The organism is Vreelandella profundi (genome assembly GCF_019722725.1).
Taxonomy (GTDB): Bacteria; Pseudomonadota; Gammaproteobacteria; order Pseudomonadales; family Halomonadaceae; genus Vreelandella; species Vreelandella profundi.
Genome location: NZ_CP077941.1, coordinates 300,708 through 327,121, shown reverse-complemented (window position 1 = coordinate 327,121; position 26,414 = coordinate 300,708). Strand labels below are relative to the sequence as shown.

Here is a 26,414-nt window from a genome sequence, read left to right as displayed (position 1 = left end):
ATACCAAGCACCACGCACTCATACGGGAGAATCAATGGATCTTGCACCTGGGGCACTGGCTGGACCGTTATTAATGTTGCTCAGCTATGTGGGATTAGGCTGGATCGCCGCCCAACGGCTCAAGCTAGACCCACGTCCCATCGCGACACTGCTGGTTTACTTGATTGCACCCTTTACCATTTTTCGCGCGCTGATGAATGGCGGGCCGACGCCGAACTATCTATTGCTCACATTAGCGCTGTTCATCCTGTCGAGCCTCATGGCGCTGATTGTCCATCGTCTCACGCGTGATCGTTTTGGCGAGCAGGAGGCGGCGCTACTGGCATTTTCTTCGGGAACCGGCAATACCGGTTATTTCGGCTTACCGATCGCGTTTATATTGCTGCCCCCAGAAGGCGTTACGCTTTATCTGTTCTGCATGCTGGGGATTAATATTTATGAATTTACCGTCGGGTTTTATCTCAGCGCTCGCGGTCGCTTTTCGGTACGCGAAAGCCTGATCAAAATTTCTCGCTTACCGCTTATCTACACCTTCTTACTAGCGCTCCTGCTGAGCAGTCTAAAAATAACGCTGCCCGCTGAAGTAATGAGTGCGCTGGAGGTCTTCCCCGCCACCTACACGCTGTTAGGCATGATGATTATCGGCATGACGCTGAGCCAGGTGACCCTAGCCGCCTGGGATACCCGCTTTGTAGCGAGCTGCGTAGGGTTGCGTTACCTGCTGTGGCCTCTGGTGATGCTGGCTGCCGTGCTGCTATTGCAGGGGCTCGGCCTTCTTTCGCCTGAACTGGGTATGGCGATGCTGTTGCTGGGCGTCGTACCGATGGCGTCTAACGTGGTGGTGGTCGCTATGGAGCTGGGGATTCAGCCGCAAAAAGGCGCTCTGGCAGTGCTGGTTTCAACGCTGCTGGCACCGCTGCTGATCCCGCTTTATCTCGGCTTCATGCTGCATATAACGGGGCTTAGTTAAGCTGTCTTGCTAAGCATTTTGAATAAGCGGTCTGACTAAAAACCATCAACGCCCGCCTGTTGAAGCTTTTGCGCCATGCGCTGCACCTCTGGGTGGCTAAAAAATGCCACTAACGCATCAGCGCGAACCGGGCCCACGCCGCTAATGGCCTGCCACTGCGCGTGCTGATAATCCGCCAAGGCAGACCAGTCACCGATGCGTGCACTACCGCCTGGCGGCATGCCAAGGGCTGCCAGCCAATCAGCATAAGAGGCCGAGCGTGCGGTCTCAAACTGTTCGATCAGCGCGCCAGCGCTGGTCTCACCAATGCCGTGAGCCTGCTGTAGCTCACCTGGCTCCACGCTCATCCAGTCCAGCAGCTGTGTTACCACGCCGGCTTCCAGCAACGCGTGCCAGGTGCCTTCGCCAACGCCTTGCATATCGAGCTGCTCACCGAGATAGGTAAGCCGTGCCAACAGCTGGGCATCGCAGCCAGCGGTTAATTCAAAACAGCTGAGTAGATGATAGCGCTGCGGCGACGGCGCGCTCAGCGGTGCGCGCTCCTGGGTATGCCATACCACCTCCGTTAGTTGGGGGATGGTCAACCCTGCCAGCGTGACCGCCACTTGGTCGCCGGGGCGTACATCCATTGACGCCCAGCGCTCAAGCGACCCTAGCGAAACGCGGCTAATTCGCCGCCCCTCCAGCCGTACCGGGTTGAGCCATACTAGCGGCGTCACGCGTCCGGTGCGTCCAACGCGAAACTCAATGCCCCGCACCTGTGCTAGCGCCTGCTGCGCAGGGTATTTCCAGGCCAGCGCCCACTCCGGCGGTGAGGACGACCAGCTTGACACGCCGGGGCGCTCCGCTTGTTTGATCACGACGCCGTCAGTGGCAAATGGCAGCGGGCCGTTAAACCAAGTTTCGCGCCAGTCGGCGGCGTCACGCTGGCTATCAAGCGCGTGGGTATAGTCAGCGGTATCAAAGCCCAGGCGAGTCAGCTGCGCTAAACGCTCGGTCATGCTCGTTGGGCCATCGGGCCAATCCCACACAAACAGCCCAATACGCTCAAACGTAGCATCGGTAGGTGATGACTGCGCCATCGCACCTGCGACCGCGCCACGAGCGCCCGATGCGGGCGAGCTTGACTGAACGTGTTGATTTAATCGCCAGTACAGCTCGCCTTGAAGTACCGCCGAAAGCGGTTCTGAAAGCATATTAGGAACCGCGGGAAGCTGGCGCACGCGTGCCGTCCAGTCCTGGCCGCGCTCGCCGTCACCACGGCTAACCCCGTCGACCAGCTCACCCTGGTCATAGCGTAGCGTGATAGCCACGCCGTCAACTTTGGGTTGAATCCACAGGTCATCGCGACGGCTGGTGAAGCGCCTTACACCGTCTTCATCGGCTTTATGGAGCCCGCGCTGGGCCGCCGGGTGTTCAAGCGTTGCGTCACTAGGTGCCAGCGGCGAAAGCGGCCTATGCTCAAATTCATTGCCTAAGCAGCGCTGCCAGGTGGCCAGGCGCTCCACGGTCTGATCGTAAAGGGCGTCGTCGATCAGTGACACGCCCTCATCATGGTAGGCGGTGTCCCAACGCTGGACCTGCTGGGCTAATGCGTGGCTTTCTCTGGCTAAGCGCTCAGCCTGCCAGTGGGGGCACTCACTAGCCTGTGCGGAAAAAGTGACAAGCCCCATAAGACCACTGAGCATCCAGATTGCGGTAGTGCCTGACACTGCTCCATTAAACTTTGCTCTATTAAACGTTGATCCATTAAACAATGACCCATTAAACGCTGCGCCGTTAAGCATTGCGGTCCCCTTACCCGTTTAAATATTAATCGGCAAACAGAACAGCCTAGCGCAGGGCTTGGACATAAAGCATAAAAAAAGCCCCCGGCCGAAGCCAAAGGGGCGATCTCTTACAAACCGTGTAGCCAAACGCTTACAAATTAGCGGCCTGGCGCAACGCATCGGCTTTATCAATTTTTTCCCACGGAAAAGCCGTAAAGGTTTCCGTATGCTGCTCGCCTTTATCGTCGCTCCAGGTGTAGCTGTGCTCGAACGGCGCGCGGCCAAAGTGACCATACGCGGCGGTGAGTTGATACATCGGGTGCAGCAGATCCAGCATTTTGGTAATCGCGTAAGGGCGAAGATCAAAGTGCTCACGCACCAGCGCCACAATCTGCTTGTCTTCAATCTTGCCGGTACCAAAAGTGTCGATCGACACCGAGGTCGGCTCAGCCACACCAATCGCGTAGGAGACCTGAATCTCGCACTTATCAGCCAGCCCTGCCGCCACGACGTTCTTCGCTACATAGCGGCCCGCATAGGCGGCGCTACGATCCACTTTTGAGGGGTCTTTGCCTGAGAATGCACCGCCGCCGTGACGCGCCATGCCGCCGTAGGTGTCAACGATGATTTTACGTCCGGTTAATCCACAGTCACCGACCGGGCCGCCGATAACGAATTTGCCGGTTGGATTAATATGGTATTGGGTATTATCGTCTAGCCAGTCAGCGGGGATCACGTGCTCAATAATCTCGCGCTTAACCATCTTACGCAGATCTTCTTGCCCAATGTCTGGATCGTGCTGGGTAGAAAGTACGATAGCGTCGACACCGCACGGACGGCCCTGGGCGTTATAGCGGATAGTGACCTGGCTTTTTGCATCCGGACGCAGCCAAGGCAGCAGGCCATTTTTGCGCAGCTCAGCCTGGCGCTCGACTAAACGGTGAGAATAATGAATGGGTGCGGGCATGAACGAATCGGTTTCATTGGTCGCATAGCCAAACATCAGCCCCTGGTCGCCGGCGCCTTGATCTTCTGGCTTGGTACGATCAACGCCCTGAGCAATCTCAACGCTCTGCTTGCCGATAAGATTAATCACGCCACAGGTAGCGCCATCAAAGCCTACCTGTGAGGAGCTATAGCCGATGTCGGTGATCACATCACGCACCAGCATTTCCAGATCGACCCACGCGGACGTCGTGATTTCACCGGCAATAATCGCCACCCCGGTTTTTACCATCGTTTCACAGGCGACACGCGCCTGTTTATCACGGGCGATGATGGCATCTAATACGGCATCAGAAATCTGGTCAGCAATCTTATCAGGATGACCTTCGGAGACCGACTCGGAGGTAAACAGGGAATATTCGCTCATCGCGCACTCGACCCTCTGTATGACGGCTGTAGCAAATCCACAGCATCAGCAGGAAATCATGGCAGGTGCCCCTGCCCGTATATAGAGGCGGCAGCATCACGTTCTCCACCACCTCGGGAGGCAGAGTCTACACGCTGTCGGCGATGCTTCCCAGAACGCGTGCCCCAGAATTTACCGGCACATTTGCTTGCGCATTTGCCGCCACATGGGAAGTCAGCGACAATAGCGCCTTTATAATTTCTGTTTTCAGGCGAGGAGCACCCCCATGCCGTCCCGTTTTGAGCTAGCCAATGCCATTCGCGCCCTTTCCATGGATGCTGTTCAGAAGGCCAAATCCGGCCATCCGGGCGCCCCCATGGGCATGGCTGATATTGCCGAGGTGCTATGGAATGACTACCTCAAGCACAACCCCGAAGACCCCAAGTGGGCTGATCGCGACCGGTTCGTGCTGTCTAATGGCCATGGCTCCATGCTGCTTTACTCGCTGCTGCACCTCAGCGGCTACGAGCTTAGCCTGGAACAGCTGCAAAATTTCCGTCAGCTGCATTCGCCCACGGCGGGGCATCCGGAGTTTGGCTATGCCCCCGGCATTGAAACGACCACGGGCCCGCTCGGCCAGGGCTTTGCTAACGCCGTAGGCTTTGCCATGGCTGAAAAGACCTTGGCAGCGCAGTTCAATCGTCCCGGCCATGCCATTGTCGATCACCATACCTGGTGTTTCTTAGGCGATGGCTGCTTGATGGAAGGCATCTCCCACGAAGTCGCTTCGCTAGCCGGTACCCAACAGCTGGGTAAATTGATCGCGCTGTACGACGATAACGGCATCTCAATCGATGGCGAAGTGGAAGGCTGGTTTACCGACGATACCGCCAAACGCTTTGAAGCTTACGGCTGGCACGTGGTGCCAAACGTCGATGGTCACCAGCCAGAGGAAGTTAAAGCGGCCATTGAACTGGCAAAGAGCCACGACGATAAGCCTAGCCTGATTATCTGCAAAACCATTATCGGTTTTGGCGCACCTAACAAGCAGGGCAAAGAAGACGCCCACGGCTCGCCGCTGGGTGACGATGAAGTCGCCCTGGCACGTACACAGCTGGGCTGGGAGCATGCACCGTTCCATATCCCCGAGCCGATCTATTCTGCCTGGGATGCTCGCGACGCTGGCAAACAGGCGCAGCAGGCGTGGGAAGACCGCTTTGCTCGCTATACAGACGCTTTCCCAACCGAGGCGCGCGAATTCACGCGTCGTATGAAGCGCCAGCTGCCTGCCGAGCTTGCCACTGAAGCATTGATTGAGCAGGCGCAAGAGAAGGGAGAAAGCATCGCATCGCGCAAGGCATCATTTGAAGCGCTGAATGTGATTGGCCCGCAAATGCCGGAACTGTTGGGAGGCAGTGCGGATCTGGCACCGTCTAACCTGACCTTCTGGAAAGGTGCCAAGGCGATTACCCCTGAAGACGCCAGCGGCAACTACCTGCATTACGGCGTACGTGAGTTTGGCATGGGCGCGATCATGAACGGTATCGCGCTGCACGGCGGCTTGGTGCCTTACGGCGCCACCTTCCTGATCTTCATGGAATACATGCGTAACTCGATTCGTATGGCATCGTTAATGGGTCAGCAGGTGATTTACGTGTTTACCCATGACTCCATCGGCCTGGGTGAAGACGGCCCGACGCACCAGCCCATTGAGCAGCTTACCAGCCTGCGCACGACGCCCAACCTTAATACCTGGCGTCCTTGCGATGCGGTCGAAACGGCCGCCTCATGGGATGCGGCGATCAAACGCCACTCCGGCCCGACCGCGCTGGTACTCTCACGTCAGAATCTGCCGCACCAGCAGCGCACTCAAGCGCAGCTAGCGGCCATTCAAAACGGCGGCTACGTTCTTAAAGACCCGACTCTTAAAGACAGCCAAGGCACGCCAGAAATGCCCGAGCTGATTCTGATTGCCACCGGCTCAGAAGTATCGCTCGCGATGGACGCCGCTGCCGAGCTTGAGCAGCAGGGTAAAGCCGTTCGCGTTGTGTCCATGCCCTCTGCATACCGTTTCAACGGCCAGGACGCCGAGTACCGTGAAAGCGTGCTGCCCAAAGCGATCACCAAGCGGATCGCTATCGAAGCGGCGCATGCCGACTACTGGTACAAGTATGTGGGTCTGGAAGGCCGTGTGATTGGCATGACGACCTACGGCGAATCGGCACCCGCGGATGATCTGTTCAAGCACTTCGGTTTTACGGTCGACAATATCGTCAAGCAAGCTCACGAACTGCTCGGCTAGGCCATGCCGGCACTCAGTGGCTTTTTATGGCTGATTAGCTACTGGCTGATCGGTGAAGTGGTCATCTACTTCACCGGTCTGCCGGTTTCTTCAGGCGTGATTGGCATGCTGCTGCTGTGTGCCACGCTTGCGCTGTACGGTCGCGTGCCTAGCAGTATTGCCGCAGCGGCACAGCCGCTGATTGCGCTGCTCGCTATGCTGATTATGCCCGGTGTCGTCGGTGTGTTTTTTATCATTGGCGAATTAGCCGGGCAGTGGACGGCGATTCTTATCGCCTTAGTGGTGGGCACACTTCTTAGCGTCGTCACCACCCTTTGGTTGCTTAAGCGACTAATTGGGCAATCTTATGAACGCTGATCTATCGCCGTTAGAGCTGCTAACCGCCACGCCGCTATTTGCGGTAGGGCTAACGCTGGTTGCTTACTTGATTGGTAATCGGCTGTTTCAGCACCTTAAACGCCCTTCTTGGCTACCCGCTATCTTAATCGCGGCACTGCTACTGGCCGGAGCGCTCTCGCTGATAGGACTGCCTTATCCGACCTATCAAGAGGGCGCGATATGGCTAACGGTATTGCTGGGGCCCGCGACGGTGGCGCTAGGCATGCCACTTTATCAACAGCTGCCGCGAATCGTGGAACTCTGGCGGCCGCTGGCGATTTGTTTACCTATTGCCGCCACGCTAGCGGCTTTCTATGCGCTTGCTATTGCCTGGCTGCTGGGCAGCTCCGACACCATACTCGCCTCCATTGCGGCCAAGTCCGTGACAGCGCCGATTGCTATCGGCATTACTGAGCAGCTTGGCGGTAAGGTGTCGCTGCTGCTAGGCGCACTGCTTGTAACCGGTGTTATTACCATTCCATGCGTCAGCATTGCCGCGCGTTTGCTGCATATCAACGATGAACGCTTGATCGGTTTCGCCCTTGGCCTGAATGGGCACGCCATTGGTACCGTCAGAGCATTCGAGATCAGCCCCGCCGCGGGTGCGTTCGCGTCACTGGGAATGAGCCTTACAGGCATCTTCACTGCGGTGCTGCTGCCGCTTGCCTGGCGACTGCTAGGCATGAGCAGCGGATACGCATAGCCGACTGAAATACGCTATTATCGCGGGGTTTGCTATCCCACTTTTGATCATCGATTTACTTTTAAGAGCCGCCTTTGTGTATGGCTAATTCCGCCTCTACGTATCGCATCGCTATTAACGGCTACGGACGCATTGGCCAATGCGTGCTGCGGGCCCTCGTCGAGCGGCAACTTCCTGGCATTGAGGTCGTGGCTATCAACGAACTCTCTGATCTCGCTACGATGACGTACCTGACGCGCTACGACACGACGCACGGCCGTTTTCCGGGTGAGGTCGATAACGACGGCCATGATCTCATCGTTAACGGCCAGCGCATCCAGATACTGTGCGAACAAGATCCGCGCAATCTACCCTGGAAAGCACTCGATGTAGACCTGGTGCTGGAGTGTTCAGGAAGCTTTAAAGACCGCGCCTCGGCCGAGCTGCATTTAGCCGCGGGCGCCAAGCGGCTGCTGTTTTCTCAACCCGCGGAGAATGACGTTGATGCCACCATTGTGTGGGGCATTAATGAAGACCAGATGAGGCTGTCTCAGCGCATTCTTTCCGCCGCATCGTGCACGACCAACTGCCTGGTGCCGCTGCTAACCGTTTTAGATGAAGCGCTCGGGCTTGAGCACGGCGTGACGACAACGATCCACTCGGCGATGAACGATCAGCCGGTGATTGATGCCTACCATCAAACGGATCTGCGCCTCACCCGCTCGGCGATGCAGTCGATTGTTCCCGTCGACACCGGCTTGGCGCTCGGCATTAGCCGCTTAATGCCTCATCTTGCGGGCCGCTTTGAGTGCTTACACGTACGCGTGCCGACGATTAACGTCTCTGCGATGGACGTGGCCCTCACGGTTCGCAGCGATACTCATCGCGATGCGGTGAATGCGCTGCTCCTGACGGCCAGCCGGCAGCGTTTACAGGGCGTTCTTGGCTATACTGAAGCCCCCATGGCGTCGATTGATTTTAATCACGATCCACGCTCAGGCATTCTGGACGCTACCCAAACCCGGGTCGCTGGCAAACGCCTCATCAAGCTGCTGTGCTGGTTCGACAACGAGTGGGGATTTGCAAATCGCATGCTCGACATTAGCCATCGACTAGCCAGACTTTCGACAGAAACGTAATCCGAACACGAGGAAACCGCTCACATGAATGTGAAGAAAATGACTGACCTTCCCTTGGAAGGACAACGCGTGCTGATCCGTGAAGATTTAAATGTGCCCATTAAACATGGCCGCGTCTCCAGCGACGCCCGCCTGCGCGCAGCGCTGCCCACCATTCAGGCAGCCATGGACGCTGGCGCGAAAGTCATGCTGATGAGCCATTTAGGACGCCCTACTGAAGGCGAACCTGCCGATGAGTTTTCTCTTGCCCCCGTTGCTGAGCACCTGAGCGGCCTATTGGGTCGCCCGGTGCCTCTGGTGACCGCGTATCTCGGCGAAACGCTGGCACTCGACAATGGTGATGTCGTCCTTCTTGAGAACGTGCGCTTCAACAGCGGCGAGAAGAAAGATGACGAGCAGCTGGCGAAGCAGTACGCCGCGCTGTGCGATATTTTTGTTATGGATGCTTTCGGTACGGCCCATCGGGCACAGGCCTCGACCCACGGCGTCGCCCGCTTTGCACCCAGCGCCTGCGCAGGACCATTGCTGGCCAAAGAGCTCGACGCGCTACAAAAAGCGTTAGCGAATCCGGCCCGCCCTATGGCCGCCATTGTCGGCGGCTCAAAAGTCTCAACAAAGCTAGACGTACTCACGACGTTAGCTGATAAATGCGATCAGCTCATCGTGGGTGGAGGCATCGCCAATACCTTTATTGCCGCAGCGGGCTACAATGTCGGTAAATCATTGCATGAAGCCGACTTGATCGATCAGGCTAAAGCGCTGATGGAAAAAGTCTCGATCCCGCTACCTACCGATGTAGTCGTGGCCACTGAGTTTTCTGAATCAGCGCAGGCGATTGTCAAACCCGTCGACCAAGTAGCCGACAACGAGATGATTTTAGATATCGGTCCTGAGACGGCTGCTCACTTAGCCACCATGCTTAAAGATGCTGGCACCATTTTATGGAACGGGCCGGTCGGCGTATTTGAAATAGACCAGTTTGGTAACGGCACTCAGGTTATTGCCCAGGCCATTGCAGATAGCGCGGCTTTCTCTATTGCCGGTGGTGGTGACACGTTAGCGGCCATCGATAAATACGCCATTGCGGATCGCGTTTCCTATATTTCTACCGGTGGCGGCGCCTTCCTTGAGTATGTTGAAGGCAAACAGCTACCGGCCGTAGCGGCCCTCGAAGCGGCTGCCAAACGCGGCTAATTTGTTGTAAAAAACGCACTAGACAACGTGAACCCGCGCTGCTTGCAGCACGGGTTCAAATAACTAATTTCTCACAACGTCCACAGGTAAGGTGATTTCATGGCTCTAATCAGCATGCGCCAGATGCTCGACCACGCTGCCGAATACGGCTACGGCATTCCGGCTTTCAACGTCAATAACCTCGAGCAGATGCGCGCCATTATGGAAGCCGCCGATGCCACCGACTCGCCGGTCATCGTACAAGCATCTGCGGGTGCGCGTAAATACGCGGGAGCGCCATTCCTGCGTCATTTGATTTTAGCCGCGGTTGAGGAGTTTCCTCACATTCCGGTGGTCATGCACCAGGATCACGGTACCAGCCCTTCCGTCTGCCAGCGCTCTATTCAGCTCGGCTTCTCCTCGGTGATGATGGACGGCTCGCTGGGCGAAGACGGTAAAACGCCAACTGACTACGACTATAATGTTGACGTTACCCGTCGCACGGTAGAAATGGCACATGCCTGTGGCGTTTCCGTTGAAGGCGAGCTGGGCTGCTTGGGTAGCCTGGAAACCGGCATGGCCGGTGAAGAAGACGGCATTGGCGCTGAAGGCAAGCTGGATATGGAGCAGATGCTCACAGACCCTGAGGAAGCCGCCGAATTCGTTAAAGCCACTCAGGTCGATGCACTGGCCATCGCTATTGGCACCAGCCACGGCGCTTACAAATTTACCAAGCCACCCACGGGCGATACGCTTTCAATCCAGCGCATCAAAGAAATTCACGCGCGTATTCCAGATACCCACCTAGTGATGCATGGCTCGTCCTCAGTGCCGCAAGAATGGCTGAAAATCATTAATCAGTACGGCGGCCAGATTCCCGAAACTTACGGCGTGCCGGTGGAAGAAATCATCGAAGGGATTAAACACGGCGTACGTAAGGTCAATATCGACACTGACCTACGCCTAGCCTCTACCGGCGCAGTGCGTCGTTTTATGGCTGAGAACCCCGCTGAATTCGATCCGCGTAAGTTCTTGAAAGAAACCGTCACCGCGATGCGCGACCTATGTATCGCTCGCTACGAAGCGTTCGGCACAGCAGGCAATGCCAGCAAAATCAAGCCGATTAACTTAGAAGAGATGTTCCTGCGCTACGAGCGCGGCGAACTGGCACCTAAGATCAAATGATCGCCTAGCTAAGCCTGTTCAAAAAGACGACCCTTTGGTCGTCTTTTTTTGTGCCACTGCCTTTTCGTAACCCTACTTTTCATAGTCCTACTTTTCACAGCCCTACTTTTTATAACCCTGCTTTTCATAACCCAGGTTATAGGCCGCAATATACATATTGCATTGCAGCATTAATGCGCTAACACTGTTCATTAGGCCACGAGGTTTCGCGGCCCAACACAGAGGCAAGCCGCTAATGAAACGCTCATCAACCCTGCCATTGATCCCTACTACGCCCGTGGCGATGTTCGATATATGGAAAGTCGGCCTTATGGCGTGCGAGCTATGGTCTACCTCTTTGTCCACCATCACTATGCGCAACCACTTATGGCAAACGCAGCCGTTCTTCAGCCCTAAAATGATGCAAGAAAATCAGCGCATGGTGACCGAAAAACTCGAGGCCAGCATGGAAGCTGGCCTCGTCATACAAAAAGCACTGTTTAGTTCAATGAACGGTCAGCTAGCTCCCTGGTGGGTCACTAGCAAACATACGATGAAGCCTTATCACCAGCGCAGTAGCGCTAACTCGCGCCGACTTGCCCAGTAATGCATTAGGCACTGACGCTACTCGCTATCGTCAGTGCCATCATCGTTTTGGCTGTTTTCCTCTTCACTGCTGTTGATCGCATCATTGGGGCTACCGGTTCCTCCGGTGCCAGCACCGGGGCTTTCTTCTTCTCCCGTTGAGGGCGCAAGCTCTACGTCATCCTCGCCTGCGCGAGTTTGATCACTCGCTTCACTAGTATCGCTAGACGACAGCTCGCCATCGCGCTTTACCGACCCTGCTTTTATGCCGTACTCCTCTTCCAAGGCCTTATCGTCTAGCGGGGCGTGCTGCCCTTCCTCCGGTGCATGGTTATCGGCAAAAACATAGCCCGTCGTCGCGAATAAAGCAGCGCTAAGCGTAAAGGGAAGAACCCAGGTAACTAATCGCATGGCGCGATCTCCATTGGTGATGACAAAGGATATTGCATACTATCTCGTCAGCGCAGTCGTCGTAAAATTGAGCATGGCTATTTTAAGCTGGCTCAAGAGCAACACGCTGGCAAGTAAAAAATAACAAAACAGTGTTCACAAAAGGCAAAAAATCCCGTTCAATAGAGGATGATTGGCTTTAACTAACACTGGCAGCGCTTGAGCCGCTGCAAGGAAATGCAATGCCGCTCCCACTTTTGCTGTTTGACTGTGATGGCACGCTCGTTGACAGCGAGCCTATTCTCGCGGAAGAAATGGCCTTAGGCCTCAATGCGGTAGGGCTGCCTTTTGCCGCCACTGACTACCTTGGCGAGTTTCGTGGCGCGCGTTTTCGGCGGATTGTTGCCGAACTGCAAAAACGCCACGGCGACGTCGATCCGGACAAGCTCGACAGCATGGAAACTCACATGCGGGCTACTTTAGCCACTCGACTTTCCCAGGAACTAACGACGATACCTGGTGCCCATGAAGCACTGGATATATTGGCTGGCTATCCCAGCGCAGTGGTATCCAATGGCCCAGAAAGTAAAATTCATACCGCGTTAGATGTTACGGGCCTTAGCGACTACTTTGGGAACCGTTTATTCAGTGGCTATACCGCCAATTGCTGGAAGCCTGAGCCCTGTTTACATCTACATGCAGCGAGTATCATGGGCTACTTGGCAAGTGACTGTATTGCCATTGATGACGCACTGGTCGGTGTTCAGGCGGCCCAGCAAGCTGGAATGACGGTCATCCATTTAAATCGTTTCCCCGATGCTGAGACAACGCCTGAAAACGCTATTATGATCAGCAATATGTATCAGTTACCTGCAGTAGTGGAGCGACTCACTCGTGAATATTGGCAAACCCCGGTGCCTCAGCACTCGGCAGGGGGGCGATAATGGCGTCTTTGCGTGATCAGCTAGGTGGGCTGGTTTATTCCACCGAGCACGGCAAAACCTGCCCGACATGTAGAGAAGCGCTTGATGCGTGTAACTGCGATAATGCAAGTGAGCAGCAGCGCCTATCGGCTCTTGATGGCGTGGTGCGTATCCGCCGAGAAACCAGTGGTCGTAAAGGTAAGGGCGTGACTACCGTTAGCGGCATTCCTTTGCCAAGCGGTGATCTTAAACGTTTGGCAAAAACGCTTAAGCAGCGTTGTGGGACGGGTGGCGCGGTTAAAGAAGGGATTATCGAAATCCAAGGCGATCATCGAGATACCCTACACCAGGCGTTAAGCGCTCTCGGATACCAGGTCAAATTCGCTGGAGGCTAACACCTCTATAATACGATGACTTATCGCTAGGTAAGTCGCAGAGCAAGGCACTGCAATGGCTTGGCTGGAATATTTGCTACCGCTAATCTTCTTATTCCCGATGGCGGCAATGGGCAGCATCGTGTTGGCGCTTCGTAGCTTACATGACGCCCGTGTTCACTCCCCTTTCAATGCGCCCCTGCATGAACCAGGCCAAGCATTGCGCTACCGACTTGACCAAGCTTTTTCTAGCCTATTTTTAAACGGCGCGCTGGGGCCCATCATCAGCCTGGCGCCACTCGTTTATGGCATGGGGCGCATGCTGTTTGTCGAACGACAGGATTGGGTTGAATGGGCGTTGTACGGGCTGCTAAGTACATTACTCGTTCTGATATTTTCCCTACTGCTAGTACGTGACTACCAGCGCATACGGCGATTAAAGCTTGGCTTGGCCTGCGAGCTTGCCGTTGGGCAAGAGCTTGCGCGCCTAGTTCGCCCCGACGCACATCCCTACTACGTCTTCCACGATGTGCCCACCGATAGCTTTACCATCGATCACGTCGTCGTGACGCCTCACGGCATTTTTGTGGTCGAAACACGCGCTAGAACGCTGGCTATCGGTACCGACGGCAATGAGCTCAATACCGTGGCCGTAGAACGAGAACGTTTGCGCTTTCCTCATTGGCAGGAGCGTCGGCCGCTGCATAAAACACGTCAGGGCGTCTGCTGGCTCTCTCACTGGTTAGAGCGACGCTGTGGCGTCCCTGTTCCGGTACGCGGCGTGTTGGTTCTGCCTGGCTGGAAAATAGATAACAGTGATGCGGCTACCGATATTCTGGTGGTGAGCGGCGATACGCTCGCCAGGCAGCTGACTGAGCTAAACACCGGCGCGCTCGACAATGCCATACATGATAAGGTCATCAACGTTTTGCTTGAGCGCGCTAGACTGTTGGAATTAAAGCACCTCAGTCAGCCATCGGTTTAAGTGCGAGACTAATCGCCGCGTAAGCGACCGCCCATCTCCTGAGCTAAGTCCACCGCGTAGTGGTCGGTCATCCCACCGATAAAGTCCAGCATCCGCCGGTAGCTATCATAGAGTGGCCAAGACGGCAGCGGCGTATTTTCACCAATAAGGGCCAGCACACGCTGATGCTTGAACGATGAATGCCCCGTATGGTGGAGCTCGTGAGCCGCCCCAATAAAGGCCTCGAGAAGAATCCCTAGCGTTGTATAAGCGCCAATTTCTAACTTTGCCTTACGCTCGTTTTGGAAAATACGCTCGCGTGCTAGCTGCTTGGCGGCCTGTACACCCCAGCCTAAATCCGGGTGGCACAGCTCTAATAAATCATCGCTAAGCGTACCGTTCAACAGCGCCTGCTCATGCTGCACAAACACCGCCCCCACATCATTGACGGCGCGCTCCATGGCAGCACCACGCAGCAATGCGATACGGCGCCGCTGGGACACGTTGCGGTCTTGCATCTCGGCATACTCGGGTGGGAATTCTCCAGCAATCTGGCGCAGAATCTCGACGACTTCTTCGTAACGCAGAATGCCCATTTCTAAACCATCTTCAAGGTCCAGCAGCGCATAGCAGATATCATCAGCGGCCTCCACGAGCCAAGCCAGCGGATGACGGCACCAACGCTGCTCGCCCTGGGGCAGCAATCCTACTGCTTCAGCGACCTCTTTGAGCAGTGCCTGCTCCGATTGATAAGCGCCGAACTTACCTGCCCGCCCACTATAACGAACAGTCCACGGATACTTGAGCAGGGCACCAAGAGTGGCTGACGTCAGCCGCATACCGCCATTGAACTGGTTGTATTCAATTTGCGTAATAACGCGAAAGCCTTGGGCATTACCTTCGTAAGTCAGCAAATCTTCGCGCTCAGCGTCTGATAGACTCTCAAGCAGACCACTGCTCTGGGCACGCTGAAACCAATCGCGGATGGCATACTCACCGGCATGCCCAAAGGGCGGGTTGCCAATATCGTGGCCAAGGCATGCCGTTTGTACTATTACACCCAGATCTGCAGGCGTAATCCATTCAGGCAACTGATCACGTAGCAGCTCACCGACGATCATTCCCAGCGAGCGACCGACGCAGCCCACTTCTAACGAGTGGGTCAAGCGGGTATGAATATGATCGTTTTCAGTCAGCGGATGGACCTGAGTCTTACGCCCAAGGCGTCTAAAAGAACCAGAGAAAACAATTCGATCGTGATCTTTATGAAAAGGGCTGCGGCCTATTTCTCGAGTGCTTTCTGAGCGTTGGTCGTGAAGCCTACGTGGGGAAAGTAGCTGTTCCCAGCGCATCTGTGTCATAAGCGTTCCTCCTGAAGGAGTGCATTCTGCCATAAAAATAGCTATAGGCAGACGCGCGCCTCAACATTAAGACGGTTTAACTCTAAAAGGTTAAAAGTGAAGCAAAAAAAATCCCCCGGGGCATGTGCCCTGGGGGATTTTTCATATAAGTGCCTGACGATGACCTACTCTCGCATGGGGAGACCCCACACTACCATCGGCGCTAAGCGGTTTCACTTCTGAGTTCGACAAGGGATCAGGTGGTTCACGCGTGCTATGGTCGTCAGGCGTAACTGGCTGTATATCATGCTGTTTGTGACTGCTTCATTTTTTTTCGTGCCGCCTGCCTGTCTCATTTTTATGAGTGAGCTTAGCCACACGCTGCGTATCCGGCTTTTTTGATGCACTTAACATCATTACGTTATCACTGTGAGCCAGACCCCTTGGGTGTTATAGGATCAAGCCTCACGGGCCATTAGTACACGTTAGCTCAACGCCTTGCAGCGCTTCCACACCGTGCCTATCAACCAGCTGGTCTCGCTGGGCCCTTCAGGAGGCTCTAGGCCTCAGGGATGTCTCATCTTGAAGGGGGCTTCCCGCTTAGATGCTTTCAGCGGTTATCCCGTCCGACCATAGCTACCCGGCAATGCCACTGGCGTGACAACCGGAACACCAGAGGGTCGTCCACTCCGGTCCTCTCGTACTAGGAGCAGCCCTTCTCAAACATCCAACGCCCACGGCAGATAGGGACCGAACTGTCTCACGACGTTCTAAACCCAGCTCGCGTACCACTTTAAATGGCGAACAGCCATACCCTTGGGACCGACTTCAGCCCCAGGATGTGATGAGCCGACATCGAGGTGCCAAACACCGCCGTCGATGTGAACTCTTGGGCGGTATCAGCCTGTTATCCCCGGAGTACCTTTTATCCGTTGAGCGATGGCCCTTCCATACAGAACCACCGGATCACTAGAACCTGCTTTCGCACCTGCTCGACGTGTCTGTCTCGCAGTCAAGCACCCTTATGCTCTTGCACTCAATGCACGATGTCCGACCGTGCTGAGGGTACCTTCGTGCTCCTCCGTTACTCTTTAGGAGGAGACCGCCCCAGTCAAACTACCCACCACACACTGTCCTCGATCCGGATAACGGATCTGAGTGAGAACGCCAATGATGCCAGGCTGGTATTTCAAGGTTGGCTCCCTTCGAACTGGCGTCCGAAGTTCAAAGCCTCCCAGCTATCCTACACAGGCAACATCAGCGTCCAGTGTGAAGCTATAGTAAAGGTTCACGGGGTCTTTCCGTCTAGCCGCGGGTACACCGCATCTTCACGGCGATTTCAATTTCACTGAGTCTCGGGTGGAGACAGCGTGGCCATCATTACGCCATTCGTGCAGGTCGGAACTTACCCGACAAGGAATTTCGCTACCTTAGGACCGTTATAGTTACGGCCGCCGTTTACCGGGGCTTCAATCAAGAGCTTCGCCTTGCGGCTAACACCATCATTTAACCTTCCGGCACCGGGCAGGCGTCACACCCTATACGTCCTCTTACGAGTTAGCAGAGTGCTGTGTTTTTAATAAACAGTTGCAGCCACCTGGTATCTTCGACCGGTTCGGGCTAGGAGAGCAAGTCTCTTCACCCTACGCCGGCGTGCCTTCTCCCGAAGTTACGGCACCATTTTGCCTAGTTCCTTCACCCGAGTTCTCTCAAGCGCCTTGGGATTCTCACCCTGACCACCTGTGTCGGTTTGGGGTACGGTCGCACATGATCTGAAGCTTAGAGGCTTTTCCTGGAAGCGTGGCATCAGTGACTTCCTGACCGTGGTCAGTTCATCTCGTGTCTCGGCTTTAAGATCCCGGATTTTCCTAAGATCTCGGCCTACTCACTTTCACCAGGACTACCAACGCCTGGCTCACCTAGCCTTCTTCGTCCCCCCATCGCAACCATGTCCGGTACGGGAATATTAGCCCGTTTTCCATCGACTACGCCTTTCGGCCTCGCCTTAGGGGCCGACTCACTCTGCTCTGATTAGCATCGAACAGAAAACCTTGGTCTTCCGGCGAGGGAGTTTTTCACTCCCTTTATCGTTACTCATGTCAGCATTCGCACTCGTGATACCTCCAGCAGACTTCTCAATCCACCTTCATTGGCTTACACGACGCTCCTCTACCGCTCATTCCGAAGAATGAACCCGTAGCTTCGGTACCTGGTTTAGCCCCGTTACATCTTCCGCGCAGGCCGACTCGACTAGTGAGCTATTACGCTTTCTTTAAAGGATGGCTGCTTCTAAGCCAACCTCCTAGCTGTCTAAGCCTTCCCACATCGTTTCCCACTTAACCAGGATTTCGGGACCTTAGCTGACGGTCTGGGTTGTTTCCCTTTTCACGACGGACGTTAGCACCCGCCGTGTGTCTCCCACGCTGTACTCACCGGTATTCGGAGTTTGCCTCGGGTTGGTAAGTCGGGATGACCCCCTAGCCGAAACAGTGCTCTACCCCCGGCGGTAATACGTGAGGCGCTACCTAAATAGCTTTCGAGGAGAACCAGCTATCTCCGAGCTTGATTAGCCTTTCACTCCGATCCACAAGTCATCCAAATCTTTTTCAACAGATCCTGGTTCGGGCCTCCAGTTGATGTTACTCAACCTTCACCCTGCTCATGGATAGATCGCTCGGTTTCGGGTCTATATCCAGCGACTGTGTCGCCCAGTTAAGACTCGGTTTCCCTACGGCTCCCCTATACGGTTAACCTCGCCACTGAATATAAGTCGCTGACCCATTATACAAAAGGTACGCAGTCACAGAACAAGTCTGCTCCTACTGCTTGTACGCACACGGTTTCAGGATCTATTTCACTCCCCTATCCGGGGTTCTTTTCGCCTTTCCCTCACGGTACTGGTTCACTATCGGTCAGTCAGGAGTATTTAGCCTTGGAGGATGGTCCCCCCGTCTTCAGTCAAGGTTTCTCGTGCCCCGACCTACTCGATTTCACATGATCAGATTTTCGACTACAGGGCTATCACCTGCTACGGCCAGACTTCCCAATCTGTTCGTCTAATCAGTCACATGCTTAAGGGCTGGTCCCCGTTCGCTCGCCGCTACTAGGGGAATCTCGGTTGATTTCTTTTCCTCAGGGTACTTAGATGTTTCAGTTCCCCTGGTTCGCCTCTTACACCTATGTATTCAGTGTAAGATACTGACCTTATGGTCAGTGGGTTTCCCCATTCAGAAATGTCCGGGTCACAGGTTGTTGCCACCTCACCGAACCTTATCGCAGGCTACCACGTCTTTCATCGCCTCTGACTGCCTAGGCATCCACCGTGTGCGCTTCATTGCTTGACCCTATAACCCGAAGGAGTCTGGTATCTCGCAATGATAACGTTCATTTGCCGGATACGTATAAAACGTATCACAATTTAAGAACTCACCTTGCGGTGTGTTCTTGTCAGCATGATATACATTGTTAAAGAGCGACTGCTATAAGCAGTGATAAGTGTTCTTTCACATTAAAAGAAGAAGAAAAGAAGAGACCTTTAAAACGTCAAAGGCTATTTTTTCTTTTTAATGTAAAAAAGACAGAGACACTTATCACTGCGTATCAACAGCATTTTGATCAGGTAATTCATTGTGGACGCTTACTGACTGTGACGCATCGTTTAAGGAGGTGATCCAGCCGCAGGTTCCCCTACGGCTACCTTGTTACGACTTCACCCCAGTCATGAACCACACCGTGGTGATCGCCCTCTTGCGTTAGGCTAACCACTTCTGGTGCAGTCCACTCCCATGGTGTGACGGGCGGTGTGTACAAGGCCCGGGAACGTATTCACCGTGACATTCTGATTCACGATTACTAGCGATTCCGACTTCACGGAGTCGAGTTGCAGACTCCGATCCGGACTGAGACCGGCTTTAAGGGATTCGCTGACTCTCGCGAGCTCGCAGCCCTTTGTACCGGCCATTGTAGCACGTGTGTAGCCCTACCCGTAAGGGCCATGATGACTTGACGTCGTCCCCACCTTCCTCCGGTTTGTCACCGGCAGTCTCCTTAGAGTTCCCGACATTACTCGCTGGCAAATAAGGACAAGGGTTGCGCTCGTTACGGGACTTAACCCAACATTTCACAACACGAGCTGACGACAGCCATGCAGCACCTGTCTTATAGTTCCCGAAGGCACAATCGCATCTCTGCAATCTTCTATAGATGTCAAGGGTAGGTAAGGTTCTTCGCGTTGCATCGAATTAAACCACATGCTCCACCGCTTGTGCGGGCCCCCGTCAATTCATTTGAGTTTTAACCTTGCGGCCGTACTCCCCAGGCGGTCGACTTATCGCGTTAACTTCGCCACAAAGTGCTCTAGGCACCCAACGGCTGGTCGACATCGTTTACGGCGTGGACTACCAGGGTATCTAATCCTGTTTGCTACCCACGCTTTCGCACCTCAGTGTCAGTATCAGTCCAGAAGGCCGCCTTCGCCACTGGTATTCCTCCCGATCTCTACGCATTTCACCGCTACACCGGGAATTCTACCTTCCTCTCCTGTACTCTAGCCTCACAGTTCCGGATGCCGTTCCCAGGTTGAGCCCGGGGCTTTCACAACCGGCTTATAAAGCCACCTACGCGCGCTTTACGCCCAGTAATTCCGATTAACGCTTGCACCCTCCGTATTACCGCGGCTGCTGGCACGGAGTTAGCCGGTGCTTCTTCTGCGAGTGATGTCTTTCCTAATGGGTATTAACCACTAGGCGTTCTTCCTCGCTGAAAGTGCTTTACAACCCTAAGGCCTTCTTCACACACGCGGCATGGCTGGATCAGGGTTGCCCCCATTGTCCAATATTCCCCACTGCTGCCTCCCGTAGGAGTTCGGGCCGTGTCTCAGTCCCGATGTGGCTGATCATCCTCTCAGACCAGCTACGGATCGTTGCCTTGGTAGGCCTTTACCCTACCAACTAGCTAATCCGACATAGGCTCATCCAATAGCGGGAGCCAAAGCCCCCTTTCTCCCGTAGGACGTATGCGGTATTAGCCTGGGTTTCCCCAGGTTATCCCCCACTATCGGGCAGATTCCTATGCATTACTCACCCGTCCGCCGCTCGTCACCCAAGAAGCAAGCTTCTCTGTGCTACCGCTCGACTTGCATGTGTTAGGCCTGCCGCCAGCGTTCAATCTGAGCCATGATCAAACTCTTCAGTTTACAATCATTGTGATCCTTACTTGTCATCCGAGGACAACAAAAGCGGAATCAAACTTGGCTCAAGGTTCAAACGAATTCATTCAAAACGGATTAAAAAGGCAATGCCTTTAAAATCTTATTGCTTGAGTCGCTTGCCTTGATATTGGGTGATTTGCCACCAACATCAGCAAGCGCCCACATGAATTACCTGATCAAATTGTTAAAGAGCGTTTCGCTGTGGCTATCGTGTTGTGATAGCGGGCCAACCGTTGAACTGTTTGGCCTCAGCGAGGAAGGCGTATTCTACGCACTTCCGAGCGTTTGTCAATCTGCAATTTTCGCGGCCAATTTGACGACCCAACAAAAACGCTAACCTACTGACAAACCGAAGTTTTTCAACTTCATTCACCGCTGGTAACGCTTGGCGTCCCCGGCAGCGGATGCGTACTTTACGGACTCGCTGCCGCCTTGGCAAGGCTTATGGTGAAAATAAGCGCAAAAAGTTCACACAAGCGTCACACGGGCGTAACGCTTCTTGCCCGCCTGGATCACATAGCTGCTTCCCGTGGCCAGCATTGCGTCTTTAGCAACGACGCTGCCATCGACTTTAACGCGCCCATTACCCAGCATATCTTTAGCCTGAGCACTGTTGTTCGCCAACCCTGCTCTGTTCAGGATCGCGCCAATAGGCGCCTGCTCACTTCCTTCAAAATCCACCGTCACTTCTGGCAGATCGTCTGGCAGCTCACCATCCGCCAACTGATTACCCGCTGACTTGTGAGCATTGGCCGCGGCCTCTTCACCGTGATAGCGGGCAATTAACTCGCGCGCCAGCTCCATTTTTACATCACGGGGATTGGCGCCCTGCTCAACGGCGTCTTTCAGCGCCTGAATTTCTTGGTTAGATTTTAACGACAGAAGCTCAAAGTAACGCCAGATCAAACTATCTGGCATGGAAACCAGCTTATTGAACATGGAGCCAGGCGCTTCATCGACACCAATGTAGTTGCCTAGCGACTTCGACATCTTCTGCACGCCGTCTAAGCCCTCAAGCAGTGGCATGGTGATGACCACCTGAGGCTCCTGGCCGAAGTGCTTTTGAATCTCACGGCCCATCAGCAGGTTAAACTTCTGATCGGTACCGCCAAGTTCAATATCGGCCTCAAGCGCCACTGAGTCATAGCCCTGTACCAATGGGTAAAGGAACTCGTGAATAGCAATCGGCTGATTGGAATTGTAGCGCTTCTCAAAGTCATCACGCTCAAGCATGCGCGCAACGGTACTTTGAGCGGCAAGCTCAATCATTTTGGCGGCGGTCAGCTCGCCAAACCACTCGGCGTTAAAGCGCACTTCCGTTTTTTCGGGATCAAGGATTTTAAACACCTGCGCTTTATACGTTTCAGCGTTGGCTTTAACGTCCTCTTCGGTAAGCGGCTTACGGGTAACGTTTTTCCCGCTGGGATCACCGATACGTCCCGTGAAGTCACCAATCAGAAAGATGACCGTATGCCCTAAGTCCTGGAACTGGCGCATTTTGGTCAGCAAAACGCTGTGCCCCAAGTGCAGGTCAGGGGCCGTGGGATCAAAACCAGCTTTAATACGCAGCTTGCGCCCAGAGGACAGCTTCTTTTTCAACTCGTCCTCTACCAGGATTTCTTGCGTACCGCGCGACAGCAGCGCTAAAGCCTGATCCACCTCACTCATTGCCTCTCTCCACTATAAAAAAACCGCCCTTGCCGGGCTCAGGTGATAAATAGCCGGCGATGTTACCATACTCGCTCGTCTTGTTTGAGCCTTGGCTGAGACTCCGCCCTGCTTTGCACGAGTTAGCTTATGAAAACGCCTACTGCTTCGACGCCGCTTTATTATATTGGCCTGATGTCCGGCACCAGCCTGGACGGAATTGATGCCGCGCTGATCGCTATCGAAGACGACTCACCGCCACGCCTAATGGCAACGCATGCCGAACCCATGCCTGACGCGCTGCATCATCTGCTGCTCACGCTTTGTCATGCCAAGCAGGTCAGCTTTGCACAGCTAGCAGCCGCGGAGCATGCTTTCTGCCAGTCACAGGCCCAAGCCGTTCAACATTTACTGGCGCCACTCTCAATAAGCCGCGCGCAGGTCAGTGCTATTGGCAGCCACGGCCAAACCATTGAGCACGCCCCCCTAGGCCACAACGGCGGCCCGGCGTACACCCTTCAGCTGGATAATCCGAGTCTCTTGGCAGAACTGACCGGCTGCACCGTTGTTGCTGACTTTCGGCGCCGCGACTTAGCCGCCGGCGGCCAGGCTGCACCGCTAGCCCCCGCCTTCCATCAGGCTCTGTTTGGTAGGACCAACGCGCATCAGCTGGTGCTAAACCTAGGCGGCTTTGCCAATCTAACGTGGCTATCCCGTCAGCCGACAGACCCGGTGATTGGCTTTGATACCGGCCCCGCCAACGCATTGCTGGATGGCTGGTTTGCGCGGCATCAGGGCGGGCGCTTTGATCAGGACGGCGCCTGGGCCGCAAGCGGAAAAATAGATAACGCGCTGTTGGCTCGACTGCTATCGGAACCTTTTTTCCAGCAGCCGCCGCCGCGCAGCACCGGGCGCGAGCTATTTCACATGGCGTGGTTAGAAAAACACCTAAGTGGCCAGGAGGCCGCCGCCGATGTACAGGCGACGCTGGCCGAGCTCACTGCGGTTAGCGTAGTTCAGGGCATTAGCCACTTACAGATCAATGATGGCCCCCTCACGCTTATCACCGCTGGCGGCGGCGCCCATAACGCCTACTTAATGCAGCGCCTTGCCTATCACCTGCCGGGGGCGACGTTCACATCGCCGGCAGCATACGGCTGGCCTGAAGACTGGATTGAAGCAGGCGCCTTTGCCTGGCTGGCTCATCAGCGGTTACAGCATTTGCCGGGCAACTTGCCATCGGTCACCGGTGCAGCAGGCCCACGGGTGCTCGGCGGCATTTACGCAGGCTGATTCACGTCACACGTAAACGCCGTAATAAAAGCGCATGCCAAGCTGGGCTATGACGCCTGCTGAGCGTGCGCGCCTTTGGCCTGCAATTGCGCCTCTTCTGCACTCACTAAGCCTTCTTGTACTAGCTGGGCGAGCGCAAAGTCTAGCGTTTGCATGCCCAGACTTCCGCCGGTTTGAATAGCCGAATAAATTTGCGCCGTTTTGTCTTCTCGAATTAAGTTGCGCACCGCTGACGTAGCGACGAGCACTTCGTGGGCCGCTACGCGCCCGCCGCCCTGACGCTTAAGCAGCGTTTGCGATACTACCGCCTGGAGCGATTCAGAGAGCATCGAACGCACCATGGTTTTTTCGTCGCCAGGAAAAACATCGATAATGCGATCAACGGCTTTAGCCGCCGAGGTGGTATGCAGCGTTCCGAGCACCAGATGCCCTGTTTCTGCCGCAGTCAACGCTAGGCGAATAGTCTCTAAATCGCGCAGCTCGCCGACCAGAATCACATCCGGATCTTCGCGTAGGGCACTGCGCAGCGCACCTGCAAAGCTGTGCGCATCGCGGTGTACTTCACGCTGATTAACCAAACAGCGCTTGCTTGAGTGCTCAAATTCAACCGGGTCTTCAATGGTCAGAATGTGCCCATAAAGATGGCTGTTTATGTAATCAATCATCGCCGCAAGCGTCGTGCTTTTACCCGACCCGGTCGGCCCGGTGACTAATACCAACCCGCGCGGCAGCATGGCTAGGCGCTCAAACGTCTCACCAAGCCCTAGGGCCTGCATAGGCAACACATGACTAGGGATAATACGCAACACGGCTCCCGCGCCTCGGGCTTGGGTGAAGGCATTAACGCGAAAGCGTGCGATGCCCGGCATTTCAAACGAAAAATCAGTTTCCAACCGTTCAGCGTAGTCGCGCCGCTGATGATCATTCATGATGTCGTCAATCAACTTACGCACACCGTTATTATCGATAGCCGGCACATTGAGCCGACGAATGTCGCCATCAACACGTATCATGGGCGGCAAACCTGCCGAAAGATGCACGTCAGAGGCATTCTGCTTTGCCGAGAATGCTAGCAGTTCGGTAATATCCATCTCTCCTCCCAGCTGCGGTAAGGTGCTTGAGTATGTCAGACATCGCGCTTAATGAGTCGCTCGCCCATTCCTACGAACAGGCGTGTGAACGCCTGCGCCAAGCGCTAAAGGACGCAGAACGCGCTCCGAACGCCGCGGCGCTGCTGGCCGTCAGCAAGACGAAACCGGCAGCGATGATTCGTCAGGCCTGGCAGCTTGGCCAGCGTGAGTTTGGTGAAAACTACCTGCAAGAAGCGCTAGAAAAACAGGCGGAGCTGGCGGACCTTGAAGGTCTTATATGGCATTTTATTGGGCCACTGCAATCCAACAAAACTCGCTCTGTTGCCGAGCATTTTGACTGGGTGCACAGCGTCGACCGATTAAAAATCGCCCAGCGTCTTAACGAACAGCGTCCGACGCACCTTGCACCGCTAAATATTTGCCTACAGGTTAATATTAGCCACGAAGATAGCAAAGCGGGTGTATTGCCGGAAGAGCTGGAGGCGTTAGCAAGGGAAGTTGCCACGCTGCCTAATCTGCGCTTGCGCGGTTTAATGGCGATACCTGCTCCGGCAAAAACGCTAGCTGCCCAGCGCCAGCCACTAACCGCGCTGCGTGAAGCTTTAACGACTCTGCAAAGCCAGTTGCCCGAGGCCCCGCTTGACACGCTTTCGATGGGCATGAGCGACGACTTAGAAGCGGCAGTACTGGAAGGCGCCACGCTGGTACGTTTAGGCACCGCCATTTTTGGCGCCCGCCAGAGCGCTTAGACGAACCACAACCGTCCGGCTGCCTGCTGCAGCCCACTCTTTCACTGAGCCAACGTTTACTAAAGGACACCTAGAATGCCGAGTAACATTACCTTTATTGGGGCCGGCAATATGGCGAGTGCCATTATCGGCGGACTAATCGACAGCGGCGCGGCGCCCTCGACTATCACCGCCACTGCACCTAATGAAAAAGAGATGGCAACGCTGGCACAGCGCCTGGGCGTCCACACAACGACAGATAACAATGCGGCAGTCGCCGATGCTGACGTCGTGGTATTAGCGGTAAAGCCTCAAATTATGCGCAGCGTATGCGAAAATTTGCGCGACAGCGTGCAGCGTCAGCAGCCGCTCGTTATCTCGATTGCAGCAGGCCTTGATGCAGGCACTATCGACCAGTGGCTCGGTGGCAATAACGCCATGGTACGCTGCATGCCCAATACGCCATCGCTGGTCGGATTTGGTGCCAGCGGCCTCTATGCCAATGCCAACGTAAGCGACGCTCAGCGCGACGTGGCCACTCAGCTCATGGAAGCGGTAGGCATAGTGGAATGGGTTGAAGAAGAAGCGCTGCTGGATGCCGTCACCGCCGTTTCGGGCAGTGCGCCGGCCTACTTCTTTTTGATGTTCGAAGCCATGGAAGAGGCGGCGGTGAAACTCGGCCTACCCGCCGCTACCGCGCGCCGGCTCGCGATTCAAACCGCGCTGGGCGCTGCCACCATGGCACAGCAGAGTGACAAAGACCCGGCGACGTTGAAGCAAAACGTCATGTCGCCCGGCGGCACCACCGAGCGTGCTATTGCGCACATGGAAGGGGCACAGCTGCGCACCACCATTGCCGATGCCATGCAGGCCTGCGCTGACCGTGCTCAGGCAATGGCCAAAGAACTTAGCGGCGACTAAAGAACCGCTCAGCAACGAATC

At 55.0% G+C, this 26,414-nt stretch carries 20 protein-coding genes and 3 rRNA genes; 14 read left to right on the top strand and 9 right to left on the bottom strand.

Translation table 11 applies throughout. The annotated features are described in order from the left end of the window. Window positions 1-34: 34 nt before the first annotated feature. Complete coding sequence (locus tag KUO20_RS01545; RefSeq protein WP_235041170.1) at window positions 35-970, top strand: AEC family transporter; 936 nt, start codon at window positions 35-37, stop codon at window positions 968-970. Window positions 971-1,005: 35 nt separating this feature from the next. Here the strand turns inward: KUO20_RS01545 and ligB are convergent, their stop codons facing one another. After that, a complete protein-coding gene (ligB, locus tag KUO20_RS01540) occupies window positions 1,006-2,643 on the bottom strand; it encodes an NAD-dependent DNA ligase LigB (RefSeq protein ID WP_235041169.1) in 1,638 nt (545 codons plus the stop codon). 247 nt (window positions 2,644-2,890) lie between these two features. Beyond that, complete coding sequence (metK, locus tag KUO20_RS01535; RefSeq protein ID WP_235041168.1) at window positions 2,891-4,111, bottom strand: methionine adenosyltransferase; 1,221 nt, start codon at window positions 4,109-4,111, stop codon at window positions 2,891-2,893. A 265-nt stretch (window positions 4,112-4,376) separates the two neighbouring features. Here metK and tkt point away from each other — a divergent pair, with 265 nt between their 5' ends. From tkt to KUO20_RS01500, 7 genes are all read left to right on the top strand, one after another. After that, window positions 4,377-6,392 carry a transketolase gene (gene tkt / locus KUO20_RS01530; RefSeq protein WP_235041167.1) on the top strand — a complete coding sequence of 672 codons (2,016 nt, stop codon included), beginning with the start codon at window positions 4,377-4,379 and terminating at the stop codon, window positions 6,390-6,392. Between the two features lie 3 nt (window positions 6,393-6,395). Then, window positions 6,396-6,749, top strand: coding sequence for a CidA/LrgA family protein (locus KUO20_RS01525; RefSeq protein WP_235041166.1), 354 nt, complete (start codon window positions 6,396-6,398; stop codon window positions 6,747-6,749). Next, the gene (locus tag KUO20_RS01520) at window positions 6,739-7,473 is read left to right on the top strand and encodes an LrgB family protein (protein ID WP_235041165.1); all 735 of its coding nucleotides are present in this window, start codon (window positions 6,739-6,741) and stop codon (window positions 7,471-7,473) included. Before KUO20_RS01525 ends, KUO20_RS01520 begins: the two co-directional genes overlap by 11 nt. An 80-nt stretch (window positions 7,474-7,553) precedes the next feature. Beyond that, window positions 7,554-8,591: a type I glyceraldehyde-3-phosphate dehydrogenase gene (locus tag KUO20_RS01515; protein ID WP_235041164.1), complete on the top strand. Its 1,038-nt coding sequence runs from the start codon at window positions 7,554-7,556 to the stop codon at window positions 8,589-8,591. Between the two features lie 24 nt (window positions 8,592-8,615). Beyond that, window positions 8,616-9,785, top strand: a complete 1,170-nt coding sequence (locus KUO20_RS01510) for a phosphoglycerate kinase (RefSeq protein WP_235041163.1) — start codon at window positions 8,616-8,618, stop codon at window positions 9,783-9,785. A gap of 99 nt (window positions 9,786-9,884) precedes the next feature. Further along, complete coding sequence (gene fba, locus KUO20_RS01505; RefSeq protein ID WP_235041162.1) at window positions 9,885-10,949, top strand: class II fructose-bisphosphate aldolase; 1,065 nt, start codon at window positions 9,885-9,887, stop codon at window positions 10,947-10,949. 235 nt (window positions 10,950-11,184) lie between these two features. Continuing rightward, window positions 11,185-11,535 carry a hypothetical protein gene (locus KUO20_RS01500; protein WP_235041161.1) on the top strand — a complete coding sequence of 117 codons (351 nt, stop codon included), beginning with the start codon at window positions 11,185-11,187 and terminating at the stop codon, window positions 11,533-11,535. Between the two features lie 17 nt (window positions 11,536-11,552). Here KUO20_RS01500 and KUO20_RS01495 read toward each other — a convergent pair whose 3' ends face one another. Beyond that, on the bottom strand, window positions 11,553-11,924 hold the full coding sequence (locus tag KUO20_RS01495; RefSeq protein WP_235041160.1) for a hypothetical protein: 372 nt from the start codon (window positions 11,922-11,924) through the stop codon (window positions 11,553-11,555). Between the two features lie 221 nt (window positions 11,925-12,145). Here KUO20_RS01495 and KUO20_RS01490 point away from each other — a divergent pair, with 221 nt between their 5' ends. The 3 genes from KUO20_RS01490 to KUO20_RS01480 are packed head-to-tail and all read left to right on the top strand — an operon-like array spanning window position 12,146 to window position 14,185. Next, the gene (locus KUO20_RS01490) at window positions 12,146-12,847 is read left to right on the top strand and encodes an HAD-IA family hydrolase (protein WP_235041159.1); all 702 of its coding nucleotides are present in this window, start codon (window positions 12,146-12,148) and stop codon (window positions 12,845-12,847) included. Beyond that, on the top strand, window positions 12,847-13,221 hold the full coding sequence (locus KUO20_RS01485) for a translation initiation factor Sui1 (RefSeq protein ID WP_235041158.1): 375 nt from the start codon (window positions 12,847-12,849) through the stop codon (window positions 13,219-13,221). Before KUO20_RS01490 ends, KUO20_RS01485 begins: the two co-directional genes overlap by 1 nt. 55 nt (window positions 13,222-13,276) lie before the next feature. Beyond that, a complete protein-coding gene (locus tag KUO20_RS01480) occupies window positions 13,277-14,185 on the top strand; it encodes a nuclease-related domain-containing protein (RefSeq protein WP_235041157.1) in 909 nt (302 codons plus the stop codon). A gap of 8 nt (window positions 14,186-14,193) precedes the next feature. On the opposite strand, the gene KUO20_RS01475 is transcribed toward KUO20_RS01480, so the two are convergent. From KUO20_RS01475 to tyrS, 5 genes are all read right to left on the bottom strand, one after another. Beyond that, a complete protein-coding gene (locus tag KUO20_RS01475; protein ID WP_235041156.1) occupies window positions 14,194-15,525 on the bottom strand; it encodes a deoxyguanosinetriphosphate triphosphohydrolase in 1,332 nt (443 codons plus the stop codon). Between the two features lie 151 nt (window positions 15,526-15,676). Then, window positions 15,677-15,792 (bottom strand): 5S ribosomal RNA (rrf, locus tag KUO20_RS01470). Window positions 15,793-15,958: 166 nt separating this feature from the next. Next, window positions 15,959-18,848 (bottom strand): 23S ribosomal RNA (locus KUO20_RS01465). 315 nt (window positions 18,849-19,163) lie between these two features. After that, a 16S ribosomal RNA gene (locus KUO20_RS01460) occupies window positions 19,164-20,698 on the bottom strand. The 16S, 23S and 5S rRNA genes sit together here, the layout of an rRNA operon. A 483-nt stretch (window positions 20,699-21,181) precedes the next feature. Next, window positions 21,182-22,381: a tyrosine--tRNA ligase gene (tyrS, locus tag KUO20_RS01455; RefSeq protein WP_235041155.1), complete on the bottom strand. Its 1,200-nt coding sequence runs from the start codon at window positions 22,379-22,381 to the stop codon at window positions 21,182-21,184. A gap of 129 nt (window positions 22,382-22,510) precedes the next feature. Between tyrS and KUO20_RS01450 the strand changes: the two genes are divergently transcribed. Further along, window positions 22,511-23,653, top strand: a complete 1,143-nt coding sequence (locus tag KUO20_RS01450; protein ID WP_235041154.1) for an anhydro-N-acetylmuramic acid kinase — start codon at window positions 22,511-22,513, stop codon at window positions 23,651-23,653. Window positions 23,654-23,700: 47 nt separating this feature from the next. On the opposite strand, the gene KUO20_RS01445 is transcribed toward KUO20_RS01450, so the two are convergent. Then, a complete protein-coding gene (locus tag KUO20_RS01445) occupies window positions 23,701-24,744 on the bottom strand; it encodes a type IV pilus twitching motility protein PilT (RefSeq protein ID WP_235041153.1) in 1,044 nt (347 codons plus the stop codon). A 32-nt stretch (window positions 24,745-24,776) separates the two neighbouring features. Here KUO20_RS01445 and KUO20_RS01440 point away from each other — a divergent pair, with 32 nt between their 5' ends. Together KUO20_RS01440 and proC are read left to right on the top strand one after the other, a co-directional pair. Next, window positions 24,777-25,493: a YggS family pyridoxal phosphate-dependent enzyme gene (locus KUO20_RS01440; protein WP_235041152.1), complete on the top strand. Its 717-nt coding sequence runs from the start codon at window positions 24,777-24,779 to the stop codon at window positions 25,491-25,493. A 75-nt stretch (window positions 25,494-25,568) separates the two neighbouring features. Beyond that, window positions 25,569-26,393, top strand: a complete 825-nt coding sequence (gene proC, locus KUO20_RS01435) for a pyrroline-5-carboxylate reductase (RefSeq protein ID WP_235041151.1) — start codon at window positions 25,569-25,571, stop codon at window positions 26,391-26,393. The last annotated feature ends 21 nt before the right edge of the window (window positions 26,394-26,414 follow it).